Annotated in this window: 16 protein-coding genes and 1 other annotated feature; of the genes, 11 read left to right on the top strand and 5 right to left on the bottom strand. The window is 43.2% G+C overall.

What is annotated here, in order from left to right:
* Positions 1–94: 94 nt before the first annotated feature.
* The gene (locus tag ACFQ03_RS17605) at positions 95–520 is read right to left on the bottom strand and encodes a VOC family protein (RefSeq protein WP_379289780.1); all 426 of its coding nucleotides are present in this window, start codon (positions 518–520) and stop codon (positions 95–97) included.
* A gap of 118 nt (positions 521–638) precedes the next feature.
* Here ACFQ03_RS17605 and ACFQ03_RS17600 point away from each other — a divergent pair, with 118 nt between their 5' ends.
* Together ACFQ03_RS17600 and ACFQ03_RS17595 are read left to right on the top strand one after the other, a co-directional pair.
* Positions 639–1,604 (top strand): helix-turn-helix transcriptional regulator, encoded by a 966-nt coding sequence (locus tag ACFQ03_RS17600; RefSeq protein WP_379289779.1) that lies wholly within the window; start codon positions 639–641, stop codon positions 1,602–1,604.
* A 246-nt stretch (positions 1,605–1,850) separates the two neighbouring features.
* The gene (locus ACFQ03_RS17595) at positions 1,851–2,768 is read left to right on the top strand and encodes an AraC family transcriptional regulator (protein WP_379289778.1); all 918 of its coding nucleotides are present in this window, start codon (positions 1,851–1,853) and stop codon (positions 2,766–2,768) included.
* Positions 2,769–2,829: 61 nt separating this feature from the next.
* On the opposite strand, the gene ACFQ03_RS17590 is transcribed toward ACFQ03_RS17595, so the two are convergent.
* Both ACFQ03_RS17590 and ACFQ03_RS17585 read right to left on the bottom strand, forming a co-directional pair.
* Positions 2,830–3,405, bottom strand: coding sequence for a DUF421 domain-containing protein (locus ACFQ03_RS17590; RefSeq protein ID WP_379289777.1), 576 nt, complete (start codon positions 3,403–3,405; stop codon positions 2,830–2,832).
* A gap of 408 nt (positions 3,406–3,813) precedes the next feature.
* Positions 3,814–4,296 carry an HIT family protein gene (locus ACFQ03_RS17585; protein WP_150960452.1) on the bottom strand — a complete coding sequence of 161 codons (483 nt, stop codon included), beginning with the start codon at positions 4,294–4,296 and terminating at the stop codon, positions 3,814–3,816.
* A gap of 420 nt (positions 4,297–4,716) precedes the next feature.
* Here ACFQ03_RS17585 and ACFQ03_RS17580 point away from each other — a divergent pair, with 420 nt between their 5' ends.
* From ACFQ03_RS17580 to ACFQ03_RS17545, 8 genes are all read left to right on the top strand, one after another.
* Positions 4,717–5,142 (top strand): NUDIX hydrolase, encoded by a 426-nt coding sequence (locus tag ACFQ03_RS17580; protein WP_379289776.1) that lies wholly within the window; start codon positions 4,717–4,719, stop codon positions 5,140–5,142.
* Positions 5,143–5,288: 146 nt separating this feature from the next.
* Positions 5,289–5,663 (top strand): hypothetical protein, encoded by a 375-nt coding sequence (locus ACFQ03_RS17575; protein ID WP_379289775.1) that lies wholly within the window; start codon positions 5,289–5,291, stop codon positions 5,661–5,663.
* A gap of 83 nt (positions 5,664–5,746) precedes the next feature.
* Positions 5,747–6,190 carry a VOC family protein gene (locus ACFQ03_RS17570; RefSeq protein WP_379289774.1) on the top strand — a complete coding sequence of 148 codons (444 nt, stop codon included), beginning with the start codon at positions 5,747–5,749 and terminating at the stop codon, positions 6,188–6,190.
* Positions 6,191–6,305: 115 nt separating this feature from the next.
* On the top strand, positions 6,306–7,262 hold the full coding sequence (locus tag ACFQ03_RS17565; protein WP_379289773.1) for a sigma-70 family RNA polymerase sigma factor: 957 nt from the start codon (positions 6,306–6,308) through the stop codon (positions 7,260–7,262).
* A gap of 74 nt (positions 7,263–7,336) precedes the next feature.
* Positions 7,337–7,762, top strand: coding sequence for an SRPBCC family protein (locus ACFQ03_RS17560; protein ID WP_379289772.1), 426 nt, complete (start codon positions 7,337–7,339; stop codon positions 7,760–7,762).
* Positions 7,763–7,979: 217 nt separating this feature from the next.
* Positions 7,980–8,252 (top strand): type II toxin-antitoxin system Phd/YefM family antitoxin, encoded by a 273-nt coding sequence (locus tag ACFQ03_RS17555; protein WP_379289769.1) that lies wholly within the window; start codon positions 7,980–7,982, stop codon positions 8,250–8,252.
* On the top strand, positions 8,236–8,562 hold the full coding sequence (locus ACFQ03_RS17550) for a type II toxin-antitoxin system RelE/ParE family toxin (protein WP_379289767.1): 327 nt from the start codon (positions 8,236–8,238) through the stop codon (positions 8,560–8,562). Before ACFQ03_RS17555 ends, ACFQ03_RS17550 begins: the two co-directional genes overlap by 17 nt.
* Positions 8,563–8,634: 72 nt before the next feature.
* Complete coding sequence (locus ACFQ03_RS17545; RefSeq protein ID WP_379289765.1) at positions 8,635–9,138, top strand: GNAT family N-acetyltransferase; 504 nt, start codon at positions 8,635–8,637, stop codon at positions 9,136–9,138.
* A 188-nt stretch (positions 9,139–9,326) separates the two neighbouring features.
* Here ACFQ03_RS17545 and ACFQ03_RS17540 read toward each other — a convergent pair whose 3' ends face one another.
* Both ACFQ03_RS17540 and ACFQ03_RS17535 read right to left on the bottom strand, forming a co-directional pair.
* Positions 9,327–9,932, bottom strand: a complete 606-nt coding sequence (locus ACFQ03_RS17540) for an alpha/beta fold hydrolase (RefSeq protein ID WP_379289804.1) — start codon at positions 9,930–9,932, stop codon at positions 9,327–9,329.
* Between the two features lie 12 nt (positions 9,933–9,944).
* Positions 9,945–10,862: a DUF4180 domain-containing protein gene (locus ACFQ03_RS17535; protein WP_379289763.1), complete on the bottom strand. Its 918-nt coding sequence runs from the start codon at positions 10,860–10,862 to the stop codon at positions 9,945–9,947.
* Between the two features lie 235 nt (positions 10,863–11,097).
* Positions 11,098–11,365, top strand: a binding site (T-box leader).
* A 79-nt stretch (positions 11,366–11,444) separates the two neighbouring features.
* Between ACFQ03_RS17535 and leuA the strand changes: the two genes are divergently transcribed.
* The gene (leuA, locus tag ACFQ03_RS17530; protein ID WP_144937522.1) at positions 11,445–13,115 is read left to right on the top strand and encodes a 2-isopropylmalate synthase; all 1,671 of its coding nucleotides are present in this window, start codon (positions 11,445–11,447) and stop codon (positions 13,113–13,115) included.
* Positions 13,116–14,060 lie beyond the last annotated feature (945 nt).

Genomic DNA, 14,060 nt, shown 5'->3' with positions numbered 1-14,060 from the left:
AGCCCAGAGCCCCCGCGCCAACTTGAGGCAGTTGGATCTCAAAGAGCCTCAAGTCGGTGAGAGCTTACAACGAGTCCATAGAGCTGTTTGAATATTAGTTAATATCTGTAAAAATTTGAAAAGTAACCCCAAACTGATCCGTTACCATGCCGTAGGCGGGGCTGAAATATAATGGTTGCAGGGGCGAGAGCACCTTTCCTTCCGAGCGCAACGCATCGTAAATGCGCTCCGCATCGGAAACGTCCTTTACAGTAAGACAGATGTTGACCTGATCTCCACGCTCCAATTGCTGGTTGGGTTCCGAGTCGCTGACAAACAGTTCGGAGCGACCGACAACCAGTACGGAATGGGCTATTCTTTTCTTCAACTCCTCGGCCATCGGCGAAGTGTTACCTTCCTCCGGAATCTCTCCGAACGTTTGTTTGAACACGACTTGCGCGCCTAGAGCCTGCTCGTAAAATCGGATTGCTTCGTTTGCATGTCCATCGAGCATGATAAATGGGGTGAATTTTACATTCATCTTACTTCAACTCCTTAAAATTGATTTTGTATTGGACTCGTCTTTGATTGTATTGGATAATAGTGACAAATTACGTCATGGTTATAGCGGTTTTTTTAGAAGCAGGGAGGATTAGCATGTGTCTAAGGCCAAAAGATTGATGGAATTGATTGTTGAGGTCAATCGCAAACGCCGATTTACGGTAAAGGAGCTTGCCAACGAGTTCGGTGTTTCTACAAGGACGATTCTTAGGGATTTACAGGAGTTGAGCGAGCTAGGAGTACCTCTGTACTCTGAAGTAGGCCCCCATGGCGGATACCGGATTTTGCAGGAACGGCTCTTGCCTCCGATCGCCTTTACGGAGCGGGAGGCAGCGGCGGTATTTTTCGCTGTCCAGGCATTGCGTCATTATTCATGCCTACCGTTTGAAACAGAAACATCAGCCGTGTTGAACAAGTTCTATAATTATATGCCGGAAGATGTGCGTGTCCGGATCGACCAGATGAGAGACAGGGTTGACTTCATTACGCCGGTTCGACAAGCACAGTCACCGCATTTGTCCGTATTGCTGGATGCGGCCATCCGACAAGTTGTCTTGCTTGTGGATTATACATCCAAACAGCAGCGGAGAAAGCGGGAGATTCAACCGATAGGCATTTACACCCAAGGGGGATTATGGTACTGCTTGGCCTATTGCTTTCTTCGCAAGTCTTTTCGTCTGTTCCGCTGCGATCGGATGGACTCTGCTGTTCCCTCAGATACCCCACCGCTTGACTTGCAGCAGATTCATCTGGGGAGTAGGGAGGAGCTAATTCGCCTTGATGGCGATAGCGTATACCTGTATGCCGAGCTGTCCAAAGAAGGTGTGGAAGCATGTGAGGCGAATCCTTGCCCGGTTCCCCTGCTCCAAGTTCGCAATGACGGCACTGGGTGGCTCGAAGGAAATGTGGCGAAAAGTGATATCCCGTATTACGCTTCTTATTTTATCGGGCTCGGCAAGGAAGCTACGGTGCGGCAGCCGAAGGAGTTGCTTGCAACGATTAGGAAAATGCTGTCTGAAATGATGGCTAGATACGCAGACGAAGAGCTTAAGATGCAAGAATAAATAAGGGAGGCATGACCTATGAAGTGATCAGAGGTACGCAAAGTTGATTTGCAAACAATGTACTAAGCATGACCCATTCAAAGTAATTCTTATTAATGGTAGTATCATTCGACCGTCTGTAAAGTACTTCCATTAACAGAAGTGGGCATATAGTAAAACTTTTCAATCATCTGATATTTTGCTGCATGAAAAATCAGGCGATTTGATCTACCGCATGATATGCTCCTTTGGAAAGGAGGGACCGCCGTGGATTGGCTTGAACGTATGAACCATGCTATTGACTATATTGAAGACAACTTGGGAAATAATATCGATTATGAACAGATTGCTAGAATTGCTTTATGCTCTGTTTATCAATTTCAACGCATGTTTTCATTTGTGCTTGATATACCTCTATCAGAATATATTAGGCGCAGAAGGCTTACTCTTGCAGCCTTTGATTTAAAAGACAGAAAGAACAAAGTGACGGATATAGCCTTGAAATATGGATATGAAACGCCAGAATCATTTTCTCGAGCATTTCAAAATCTGCATGGATTGACTCCTACAACAGCACGCAATGCCGGAAGTCAGTTGAAAGCCTATCCTCGCATCTCCTTTCAAATTATTTTAAAAGGAGTTGTCGGGATGAATTATCGGATTGAGAAACGGGATGCTTTTCAAGTTTATGGGTTGGAGGATATATACAATTACGATGATATTGCGAACCAACAAGGAATATCTATCCCGGAGGTTTGGCAAAACATAGGCAAGAATGGCGAGTTTGACAGATTACGCAAATCGGTAACCGGGGATTGGTGGCACGAAGGAAATTTCAGCAAGGAACTTGGAGCCGTTTTTGCATACGATTCCTACAAGTTCACAAGCAATACCACTTTCCCTTATCTTATCGGGTGTTACAAATCGGAGAATAGCAAGGTCAATGGATATACAGTTGTTGATGTTCCGGCATCGACTTGGGCGGTATTTTCAACGTTAAATGATGGGAATGGGAGCGGCAACTATGATCTGCGATCCTTAAAGAATCGAATATTTTCGGAATGGCTGCCCACATCAAATTTTAATGTTCTGGATGGCGGTAATTTCGAGATGTATTGTACCGACAAAGACGGTTATGAATATTGTGAGTTATGGTATCGAATTGAGGAAAAGCAAATAGGATAAATACTGCTCGCTCCGCTAATGTTTCTGGATGAAACGGGTATGGCAATGAAGCGTAAAGAGCTTATTGCAGGTTAGGGTCAATTGGGGTCGGATGGTGGTTTGTGCTTACTTCCTGGAAAAGGATGCTTTGTTCCATAGTTGCCTCGGGCTTCAAGCCAAGTATTCGTTCTAATTCTCCGACAGTTACTGGTTTGGCGTGCCTCATTAATTCGTAACCAACTTGACCATTAGGTTCAATTGTAGCGGTTTTGACATCACTAATATTAGCAATGCCATTTTGTCTTAAACGTATTTCAAGCTGATCGACAGTCATACGAATGCTCCGAAGGTTCTTCTGCACGATTTGTCCGTTCTCAATGATTACCTTGGATCTCCCACTCATGAGTTTTTCGAACCAATCAAATTTCAGCTGTAAAAATTCAATGATTATTAGTGTAATAATGAAAACCGCTGCCGAGCCGATTGCTGTCCATAGTTGATTATTGGCAAGCGGTTGAACAATGGTCGTACCAATAGAAATCATGATAACGGTCGTAGCTACGCTCATTTGGGAGATCGATTTTCTTCCTGCTATACGTAAAAGTACCATTCCCGCGATGACTAGGATTGCGGACTTCCAAATCCAAGCTAAATCCATAAGTGTGCACTCCTCTGAGATAAGATTCATGATTTAGAATGGATGGATCTTCCTTAATTTATTCGTAAGGGAAATCTTCTCGGGGAAGACAAAGTTAGATTTTGAACCTAGTAGAAGAAGAAGGGATTTCCAATTTGTTAAATAATCAACTATAATAGGAGGAACATACATTCGGTATAGGAGAGGATTGTCATGAATAAAAAAGTATCCAACGACACGATTAAATTAACACCAGCACTACCCAAAAAGTACGAAAAAAATGGAATTTCACTTTCCTTCTCTGAAAATTGGCATAGCAGAATATGATGAAGGACCAACAGGATGCACTGTATTTTACTTTCCACATGAGGCGGGGACGCAGTGTTTAGCTGTGTAGATGCAAACTTGAACTAAATAGACGGTCTGATGTCAATTTAAAGCCCTCCTTAGTTTTTCTATACACTCAATTACGTGTTTAATGTTTGTTTCATCATTCATCGCATTTCTTGAATGTAGAAGTGCTGGTCTTAATGATTCAACGGAGTTTCCAAATGGTTTCATCCACTCATATCTCGGAACCATCCAAAGATGAAAATGATGAGTAGTATCCTCATTGTAAAAATAGTAAACATACTCGATCCCCAGTTCTTTCCTTTGGGCATCACGTATTTTTCTAACTAATTTCATATACCTGTTCGATTCATCCTCGGTTAGTTCATCCATACAATAAAAGTGTCTTTTGGAAGCAAGGATTACCAATCCGGGGATAGGATAAGCGACATCCTGGTGAGCATGGAAGAATTCATCTTCGTAAATTACGCCTCCAGTTGGTTCAATTAAACCGGCAGTTAGGGCGCAGCTTAGGCATTCAACTTCTACCGTCGTCCCATTGGCAAGTTGGATTCTCCTCATTCATAAACCCCCTTGAAAACAATTAATGCCAGAGCATAGAGCCATACTTGATTCATTTCTAATTGTTCTCTTGAAATCATGCTCGCTCTGTCCCTTCCTAAACGAACCCGTATTTTTTATCTTCTCCTAGCCATTATGGAGCCGACGAACAAGCAGAAGCAAGTCCTGCCCCTGATCAAGGGGTACCGTATTGCAGTACCTCCGCGCAAGCAAAGTGACCATATCCTGCTTCGTATTGTTAATCTCATTCTACATAACCTCCTGAAAAAGAAAACTGCCCCTCGAAGGTCTTGGCCCTTAATCACGAATAGGATAGATGTACTCAAATTGCTCGAACCTTTTTAAGCTGACCGGCAGTATACAGTAATGGCAAAATGTAGTAATCTGGTTTTATTAAATTTAAATGGGGAGGACGATGAAGTGGCTCCAAAACATATAGTTTCAGCGGCAACGATTGTAGTTAATGAGCGAAACGAAATATTATTGATAAAAGGACCTAGACGAGGATGGGAAATGCCGGGAGGGCAGGTTGAAGAAGGCGAATCTTTGCAAGATGCAGCGATAAGGGAAACAAAGGAAGAGAGCGGTATAGATATAGAAGTGACCAAGTTTTGCGGTATTTTCCAAAATGTAAGCGCTAGTATTTGTAACACTTTATTTTTAGGCAGACCCGTCGGAGGAGAATTAACAACTACCCCAGAGTCTTTAGAAGTAGGATTTTTTCCAATCGAAACAGCATTAGAGATGGTAACATGGGGAAATTTCAAGCAAAGAATCGAGTTTTGCTTGAATGAAGAACTTCATCCTTTTTACGTTGAATTTTCCATTCCGCTTAAGGATTGCTAGGGCGGCAACACCTTCTCAGGATATGTTGGTTTGGGATTGCCCGAGCTCATCCAGAAGGGCTATTTACAGGTACCCCATTTTGGGAATGAATCGGCTACAGAATATCTTGATAATTACCTTATATAAGTATACAAAGGGGCGGAAATATGAGAAAGATAGTAATTGGTATTCTAATAGTCTTTTTATACTGTTTTCCTTTTGTTTATTTTTCAATGTACCAAGATTTTGCCAACCATTCTATGCTCGGCTATTTAGTTATGATTGTAGCGACTTCGCTTCTCGCTTTCGTTGGCACACTTTTTAGTAATCCGATCTTTCTTGTTATTGGTAATATACTGTCACTAATCATTTCATATTATTTCTTAGGAGAGATGTCAGGGAACGAACGATGGGGCGGCTATTTTAAGCCACTATCTCCAAATCAATTGTTAATTTTGGTTAGTTTTTTGAATTTAATTCCGCAGCTCATCGCTATGAAATTATCTAATAGCTACAGAAATAAAAACAAAGTCGCTTCGTAACCGTGGCCGGGAGGCCGCACTGAATCCGCAAGGGCAGGAAGACGGAACGAAAAACAGCTATTTAAAAAAGGAGGATGTAAAATATGCAGAGCAAAAAAACGAATGATGCGGATGTGATCGGTTACTGCTGCATGAGATTTCCAGTCACGGATTTGAAAAGGTCGGTAGATTTTTATTGTAATGTGTTAGGCTTTGAATTGATTTCGGCTGATTATCAGTTTGGAGAGGCACATCTTGCGTTGAAAAATGGGAACGGTCCGGGTATTTTTTTGATGGAAACCAAACCGGAAGATGTTACACAATTGAAGTTTGTATTTCCTCGTTCATTCTTTGTCACAAGCAGCACGGGGCACGTGACGATGGTTGAGTTATTAACGAATGATTTGCTTGCGCTGCATGAACGGATTAAACAAGCGGGAGCCCATTTAGATAAAGAACCCGTATTTACTAATGATTTCGGTTATTTCACCTTTTATGATCCGGACGGGCACTATATTCGGGCGGTCGAAGAAAGAGGCGTGTATTAATGTTAAAATGTTTCACGCATATTCGCCGGGGATTTTCAAAGGAAATCGCCGGTTTTTGTCGAATGTAGTATGATGTTAGACCGTCATCAGGCAATCGCTCATGAAGGGGGCTAAGATGAACGAAGCCGCACTTGATCTTGAAATATTTGAGAAGTTAAAACCGGAGTTAACCTCGTTCTGCTATAGGATGCTGGGATCTATCGTAGACGCGGACGATGCCGTTCAGGAAACCTACATTCGCGTTTGGCAGAGCTGGAACTCATTCAGGCAACAATCTTCGCGCAGAACGTGGATCTACCGCATCGCGTCAAACGTATGTATAGACAAGCTGAGGCAAGCTAAACGCCGCGCCCTTCCTGTTGACATATTTGACCCGGCTGTTTCCATCATCGAACCTCGCGAGACGTTGCCCGAATCGTCATGGATTTGGCCTGCTCCGGATTTTGCAGATGACCCGGGACATATTGTCGTGCGGAAGGATACGCTTCAACTTTGCTTTATTGCCCTTTTACAAACGTTACCTCCCCGTCAACGTGCAGTGCTTATTTTGAAGGATGTGTTCGAGTGGTCCTCCAAGCAGATTGCGGAGACGCTAGGTATGACGCACGCAGCCGTGAACAGCGCCTTGCAAAGAGCGAGAGAGACGATGGGCCGGGCCGAGCTTCGCTCCGAAGAGCTCTGCATGATGGATGCTGTACCGGATCATGAGCTGCTCTCACGTTATGTGGATGCATTTGAGCAATTTGATATCTCTGCATTAGTGGCGTTGTTTCATGAAGAGGGATGCCTATCCATGCCGCCTTTTGAGATGTGGGTCCGCGGCAAGGACAATTTGTTCAAGTTTTTTACGCTAACTCGTTGGCATTGCGAAGGTTCCCGATTTTTGCCGGTTACGGTGAATGGCGGTTATCCCGCATTTGCGCAATATATGCCAAGTGACAATAAATCCATCTTAGTGCCTTGGGGCATTCACGTCGTTGGAATAAAAGACGGTAAAATTTTGCACATCCAAAATTTCATTAACACAAAATTATTTACTCGATTCGGGCTTCCCGAACAAATCCACCGATGAATTTCGTAAATTCATTTCGTCTAACCATATGAGAGACAAAATTATGATTATTATGAAAGAGGTGTCCTTATAAAATGGGAACGAACAATCCAACAAGAGTAACCGTACAGGCAGTCATTCAAGCGCCGGTGGAAAAAGTATGGAAGTATTGGACGGAGCCGGAACACATCACGAAATGGAATCAAGCATCGGATGATTGGCACTCGCCAAGAGCGGAGAATGATTTGCGGGTCGGCGGCAAGTTTGTTACAAGGATGGAAGCGAAAGATGGCAGCATGGGTTTTGATTTTGGCGGAATTTACGATGTTGTGAAATTGCATGAGGAAATTTCATACACAATGGGGGACGGGAGAAAGGTTAATATCACCTTCATTGCTCAAGGAAACGAAACGAAGGTCGTCGAAACGTTCGACGCGGAAGGCACTCACCCCGTTGAATATCAACAAGCAGGCTGGCAAGCGATTATGGACAATTTCAAAAACTATACGGAAACTCACTAATATCCTCTGGCGTCCAATCGGACGCCATTTTTTGTTTTTGGCGTGGCACAGTGAGGGAGGTCAACGGATGCAAATTGAACATCTCCGTGATAATGAAGGGAGGAGCTCTGCATGATTACGCTCAGAAAAATCACACTGGAAAAAGATTGGTGGCATTTACATTTATTATAATGATATAATATAGTCAGAATAATGTCATCGGAAAGGGTTGAACAGCGTGCATATTAAACCGTCAACGACAATTAGACAGGATTACAACGGATTTTCGAAATATTGCCATGAACTTGATGAACCAGTGATTCTAACGCGCAACGGTGAAGCGGATCTGGTAGTGATGAGTCACGAGGCTTACCGGCGAATGGAGGCTCGCATTAAACTGCAGTCCAAGCTTTTGGTTGCAGAAAAGCAGATCGCGGAAGGAACCCCGCTGCTTGATCATGAACAAGTGGTAGCAAGAATGCGGAGGAAAATTGATGCCGTCAAAGAGTAAAATCAAATATGCCCCCGCGGCCGTGGATGATATGGATGAAATTTTTTCATACATCACGCAAGATAATGTTGTAGCCGCAGAAAACATGCTGGACCGAATAAATACGGCCGTTTCCAAACTGGCTGATTTTCCGAATATGGGTTCTGTTCTCTCGGACGATGACTTTTCACTGATCCAACGCGGATACCGTTTTATCGTAGTTGACCCTCATTTGATTTTCTATCGGCTTATCGATAATTGGGTTATTATCCACCGTATTTTGCATGGACGCAGGGATTATCTTCGTGAGTTATTTGATGTGTTGGAGTAAAGTTGTAGGCGGGAGATACCCTGAGAATCTGATTGCAACGGGAGAAGAATGAGAATCGGGAGGCTGCGCCGATTGAGAGACGATTTTTTGAATATAAGACATATTGAACCAGATGACTGTAATGCAATTTTTGAGGTACCATCAGATTGGTGGGGAAGCAATTATTCAAGTGATATGATTTCAAAGTGGTATATCCATCATTTTCGGGATACTTGCCTCTTAGCTGAAGAAAACGGGAAGATGGCAGGATTTCTTATAGGATTCTTATCGCAATCGGAGCCAAATGAGTCTTATATTAGAATCGTAATGGTTGACCCGGCAATACGAGGAAAAGGTGTTGGACGAGCACTTTATGAGGAGTTTTTCAAACGTGTAGGAATGCTGGGAAGAAGTGTGGTTCGATGTGTAACAGCTCCAGGAAAGAAGGATTCTATCGCATTTCATACACGAATGGGATTTATCATCGAACCTCAGGAACAAGAATATGAAGGTGTTCCTGTATTTATTAATTATGATGGTCGTGGTGGAAACAGGGTGCTTTTTAAGAAGGTGCTTCAGAAAATGGAAAATCATTAATGGATATGGTTGAACAAAGCGATTTCAAGAATGGGCTATTCTCAATCAAGGGTAAGTAAATAGCACGGCTGAAAATGCCCATAAACAAAGGGTTTCCAGACATTGAGTTTTTCTCTCGGCTGTTAGGCCGGAGGTGCTAATGTCGGGAAATCCTTAATTTTATTGTTTGCTTGTAACATATCAACCTATCAACTGCCCTGAAGGTTCAAAAATTTTAGCATCCTATCTGCTTGGTTGACAATTAGGTGGCCCGTATCAGGCAGCAGCTCGATCTTAGCTTGTTGTGCAAATTGTTTAAGTCGATTAATACTCTTGCCGGCAGGTATTAATTGATCAGAATCGCCAAAAAGCATTAAAATCGGCATAGTTAATTGATGAAGTGACTGATCACTAAATAGTGGCATTTTTGCCGTTCGTGGTTTGAAATGTTTGAAGGTAAGTGATGCGAATGCAAGATCTTCTCCCAATCCGGATATCGATGATGAAGAAATATTACCACCCACTAATTTGAGTGTTTGTAGCTGACCCCATTTTCCAAGTAGTGAGAAAAAAACTGCTTTCCATAGGAAACTGGTTTTTTCATGTGCAAGCCCTCCGGGACAAAGCAAAACCAATTTATCAACCTTATCCGGATAGGTGGTGGCGAAACTCAATGCCATCCAGCCGCCTAATGACATAGCTACAATTGAACAGGTGCTTAATCCAAGTGCATTTATTGTTTCATTCAGCCATAGAGCATAGGCACCACTTTCGTAGCTTGGTCGGCGTGCCGCTGATAATCCTGCTTCTCCAATTCGCCTATCTTTCTATTTCAGAAGCCATTTTTCAGCTTCTTCTATACTTTCATACAATCTAAAATGATTGCCTTTGTTCGTTTCCATGGCCATTTCTTTAAATCTGCCTTTTTGAATGGTCTCCCGAGGAATAATAGCAGCAGCTTTTATCCCATAGTTTATGAATTTCTGAATAATATTGCCGGCTGATTTGGTTTTAAGTTTGAAGAAGTCTTCCGATAAGGCTGTATAGTGTATCATAAGCGCATTTATCCCATGTTCCCAGCATAAAGCTATTAGATCAAGTGCATCATTCTCTGTACCTAAAGGTTCAGCAGCAGAAATCAGTTCAATATATTTTTTATTCTCTATTTCTCTGATTTGATAGTTCATTTTGTCATTTTCCTCCATACCTTCATTTTCAAACAACTTCTTACGGGTTTCACGGACCCAATTAAGTTCATTATTATAGGTTGAAATAATGTTTTCTGAAATCATCTCCCATATTAAGCTTTCCCTAGTGCTTCTATTAGGTGAATGAAGAGCACGTCTGTATTTTTCCTTCTGCATAGCCAATTGCAGTTTGATTTCATTTTCATATTTTGAGAGTACGTCACTTAATTCTTGATTATTTAACATATCTGACCATGCAAGCTGCACCAAAAATGTTTTTTTGATCTCAGGAGCTTCTGGTGATGACACAAGCCAATTTTTTAGTTCCTTAAGTCCTTCTTCTGTTATGGTATATATTTTCTTAGAAGGAGAGTTATCCTGATGGACCACTTCACTGGTAACCAAATCTTCATTTTCCAAGTTCAGAAGGGCCTTGTAAATTTGATTATTATTTCCGGACCAATACATGAAGGAGGAATCCTCAAAAATCTTTTTTAGCTCATATCCTGTTGAGGACTTCCAACTCAGAATGCCTAATATTGCCATTTGGATTGACATAATTACACCCCGTTGTTGTTAACATATGTTAAAAGTAACATATGGTATTATGATTGTCAATCAAATTCACTTTAATTGACAAAGGGACTATTGTAGTTGTGCGAAATACAATGATTTTGAAGTTAATTCTTTGGCCCCTAACCCAATATATTCTGATGTCCCTATTTCCACTATATGTAAAAGGGCAAATTGCACTTGACATCACCACAATGGGTGGTATACATTGTTTCTAATATTTAAAACGTTGAAAAGGAATAGTACGGTTATCTAAGCGAACAGAGAGCTGTTGGTCGGTGTGAAACAGCCGTGGAGAAAACCGGAACTCGCCTTGGAGTTGCCCGCTGAACCCGTGAAGTAGGCGGAGCCGGAGCCTGACCGTTATCATCAGGAGGATACAAGGTTTGTCCGTGTTTGTTGTAACCCTGTATCCGTAGAGTGCATGCCGATTACGGCATGAATTCGGAGTGGTACCGCGTAAGATGTCAAAGTCTTTCGTCTCTGTTATTGGAGATGGAAGGCTTTTTTTGCGCGTCCGATCTTATTGCAGATAAGCACAGGAAATCGATGAAAGGAAGGATATCCATGAAAAATGTTGAAAAATACGCCAGAGGATATTTTATGCCGCCGGTAACAAGCTTGAAATGGACCCAGAAGGAATATATTACAGAAGCGCCGATTTGGTGCAGCGTCGATCTTCGTGACGGAAATCAGGCATTAATCGTTCCGATGAATTTAGAGGAAAAGCTGGAATACTTCAAATTGCTTGTAGATATCGGATTCAAGGAGATCGAGGTTGGATTTCCCGCAGCTTCGGAAACGGAGTTCGCCTTTCTGCGCACATTGATCGAGCAGGATTTGATCCCGGACGATGTAACGATCCAAGTGCTTACCCAATCGAGAGAGCATATTATCCGCAAAACCTTCGAATCGCTCAAAGGCGCGAAAAAAGCCGTAGTCCATTTGTACAACTCGACCTCCGTGGCGCAGCGGGAGCAGGTATTCCGCAAGTCCAAGGAAGAGATTATCGACATCGCCGTGAGCGGCGCCAAGCTGTTGAAGGAATGCGCTCAGGAGACGGAAGGGAACTTTCAGTTCCAGTATTCGCCGGAGAGCTTTACCGGTACGGAGATCGATTTTGCACTGGAGATCTGCAATAGCGTACTCGACGTATGGCAGCCGACGGCGGAGAACCCGGTCATCATCAATCTTCCTGCAACGGTGTCCATGTCGATGCCTCACGTCTACGCCAGCCAGATCGAGTATATGAGCGAGCATCTGAATTACCGGGAGCACGTGATTTTGTCGGTCCATCCGCATAACGACAGAGGAACGGGCGTAGCGGATGCGGAGCTGGCAATGCTGGCCGGCGCCCAGCGCGTTGAAGGCACATTGTTCGGAAACGGGGAACGAACGGGGAACGTCGATATTGTGACGCTGGCGCTAAACATGTACTCCCACGGGGTCGATCCGAAGCTGAATTTTGAGAACATTCCTGAGATCATCTCCGTGTATGAACGAATGACCAAAATGAAAGTAGGCGAAAGACATCCTTATGGAGGCGAGCTGGTATTCACCGCTTTCTCCGGTTCACATCAGGATGCCATTGCCAAAGGAATGAAATGGCGTGAGGAGAAGGAGCCTCGGCATTGGTCGGTCCCTTATCTGCTGATTGATCCCAAGGACATCGGCAGGGAGTATGAAGGCGATATTATCCGCATTAACAGCCAGTCCGGTAAAGGCGGAATCGGGTACGTGCTGCAGCTGAAGTACGGACTGGATCTACCGGCGAAGATGCGCGAAAACTTCGGATACTTCGTGAAAAACGTATCGGATCAGCAGCAGAAGGAGCTGATGCCCGAAGAAATATACGATATTTTCGTGAAGGAATATGTGAATATAAAAACGCCTGTCGAGTTTGTCAAATACCGCTTTACAGATAATGATGATTTTCACACCGTTGTCACGATACGGACCGGCACGGAAGTCAAGGAAATTGAAGGCACCGGAAACGGAAGACTCGATGCGATCAGCCATGCGCTGCAAACCGAACTCGGATTGAATTACAGCGATTTGATCTATACAGAACACGCTCTGGAGGCAGGGTCTAAATCACAAGCAGTCTCTTATATCGGCATCACGGCTTCAGACGGAAGCGTATATTGGGGTTGCGGCATTGACGTTGACATTATGACCTCATCTGTCAAAGCTCTGTTCAGTGCAGTGAATCGATTTAGCCGTAATACCACTAACTGATTGCTCTCTAACGGTTAGGAGCGCTTCGTAAGGATAGATCAAGGTACCCCAAAGGGCTGTTTTTCTGTGAAACATAGGGCCAATAAACTAAGGAGTCGCCGCAGGCGGCTCCTTTCACATTCCTTGCCGATAGACCTGTTAAGCTGAACCGTACTCTAATACAAGGGCAAGCTATTGAGTGTAAAAAGCCAGTAAACGTAACGTTTCTAATAAGTAAAGACAATCCTCATCTGACGCCAGACGAGGATTGTTCAATGTTCACCTGCTATAGATTATTTAACTTTAATAAATTCCTCATGTTTGAAAATCATCGGGGTTGCTGTACGTCCATTCGCTGTAGTACCCGACAGGGCAATTACAACGCCGTTCGCATTTTTACTCGTATCCCCTTCCATCACCACACGGAGCATGTTGTTACCACGGAAGGTATTGGGTCCCGAGGGTACTCTTAGAAATGCACAGTTTCCTGCAGGTATTGTAACTCTTCGCCGGAATATTCTAATTTCTGGAGGAGTAGCCGGGAATAATGCTCTCTCTACAAACATGAACGGATATAATGACAGTGGATCTACGGTTCGAAATATTTTTAAGCCCGATTTGTAATACCCTTACCGCTCCCCTACGGGTACCGTCAACAGATGATGGCACGATAAAAGGTCCTGATGTAAGCTTTACGCTCTTTCTCCTTAACCGCATGATCTATCATTCCTTTCTTGGTTGTTCTTAACTAATTTATGTAGGAACGGTGAGGCCCGTAATGGTTGGCCGCACAATAGAAGATTAATAGGCATGGTTGTTGAGAAGGCGGTCTTTCTACTAGATTAAGATGCAATTCATAAGTATGTGTACCGTATATTTTTACCCTAAGGCAAATCTATTAACTCAACTTTCGCAGAGCGAAAATCGGCATAATTGCATGATGTGACTGAACTAACGGTGAATGTA

Source organism: Paenibacillus residui, from assembly GCF_042677205.1.
GTDB lineage: Bacteria > Bacillota > Bacilli > Paenibacillales > NBRC-103111 > Paenibacillus_L > Paenibacillus_L residui.
Note: the sequence above shows the minus strand (reverse complement) of the source record. Positions and strands in the feature narration are given on the sequence as shown.

Bases quoted from the DNA above. Each gene is read 5' to 3' on its own strand.
- ACFQ03_RS17585 (WP_150960452.1), bottom strand. From the start codon at position 4,296: ATGAGGAGAATCCAACTTGCCAATGGGACGACGGTAGAAGTTGAATGC.
- ACFQ03_RS17560 (WP_379289772.1), top strand. From the start codon at position 7,337: ATGGGAACGAACAATCCAACAAGAGTAACCGTACAGGCAGTCATTCAA.
- ACFQ03_RS17565 (WP_379289773.1), top strand. From the start codon at position 6,306: ATGAACGAAGCCGCACTTGATCTTGAAATATTTGAGAAGTTAAAACCG.
- ACFQ03_RS17550 (WP_379289767.1), top strand. From the start codon at position 8,236: ATGCCGTCAAAGAGTAAAATCAAATATGCCCCCGCGGCCGTGGATGAT.
- ACFQ03_RS17590 (WP_379289777.1), bottom strand. From the start codon at position 3,405: ATGGATTTAGCTTGGATTTGGAAGTCCGCAATCCTAGTCATCGCGGGA.
- leuA (WP_144937522.1), top strand. From the start codon at position 11,445: ATGAAAAATGTTGAAAAATACGCCAGAGGATATTTTATGCCGCCGGTA.
- ACFQ03_RS17570 (WP_379289774.1), top strand. From the start codon at position 5,747: ATGCAGAGCAAAAAAACGAATGATGCGGATGTGATCGGTTACTGCTGC.
- ACFQ03_RS17535 (WP_379289763.1), bottom strand. From the start codon at position 10,862: ATGTCAATCCAAATGGCAATATTAGGCATTCTGAGTTGGAAGTCCTCA.
- ACFQ03_RS17605 (WP_379289780.1), bottom strand. From the start codon at position 520: ATGAATGTAAAATTCACCCCATTTATCATGCTCGATGGACATGCAAAC.
- ACFQ03_RS17575 (WP_379289775.1), top strand. From the start codon at position 5,289: ATGAGAAAGATAGTAATTGGTATTCTAATAGTCTTTTTATACTGTTTT.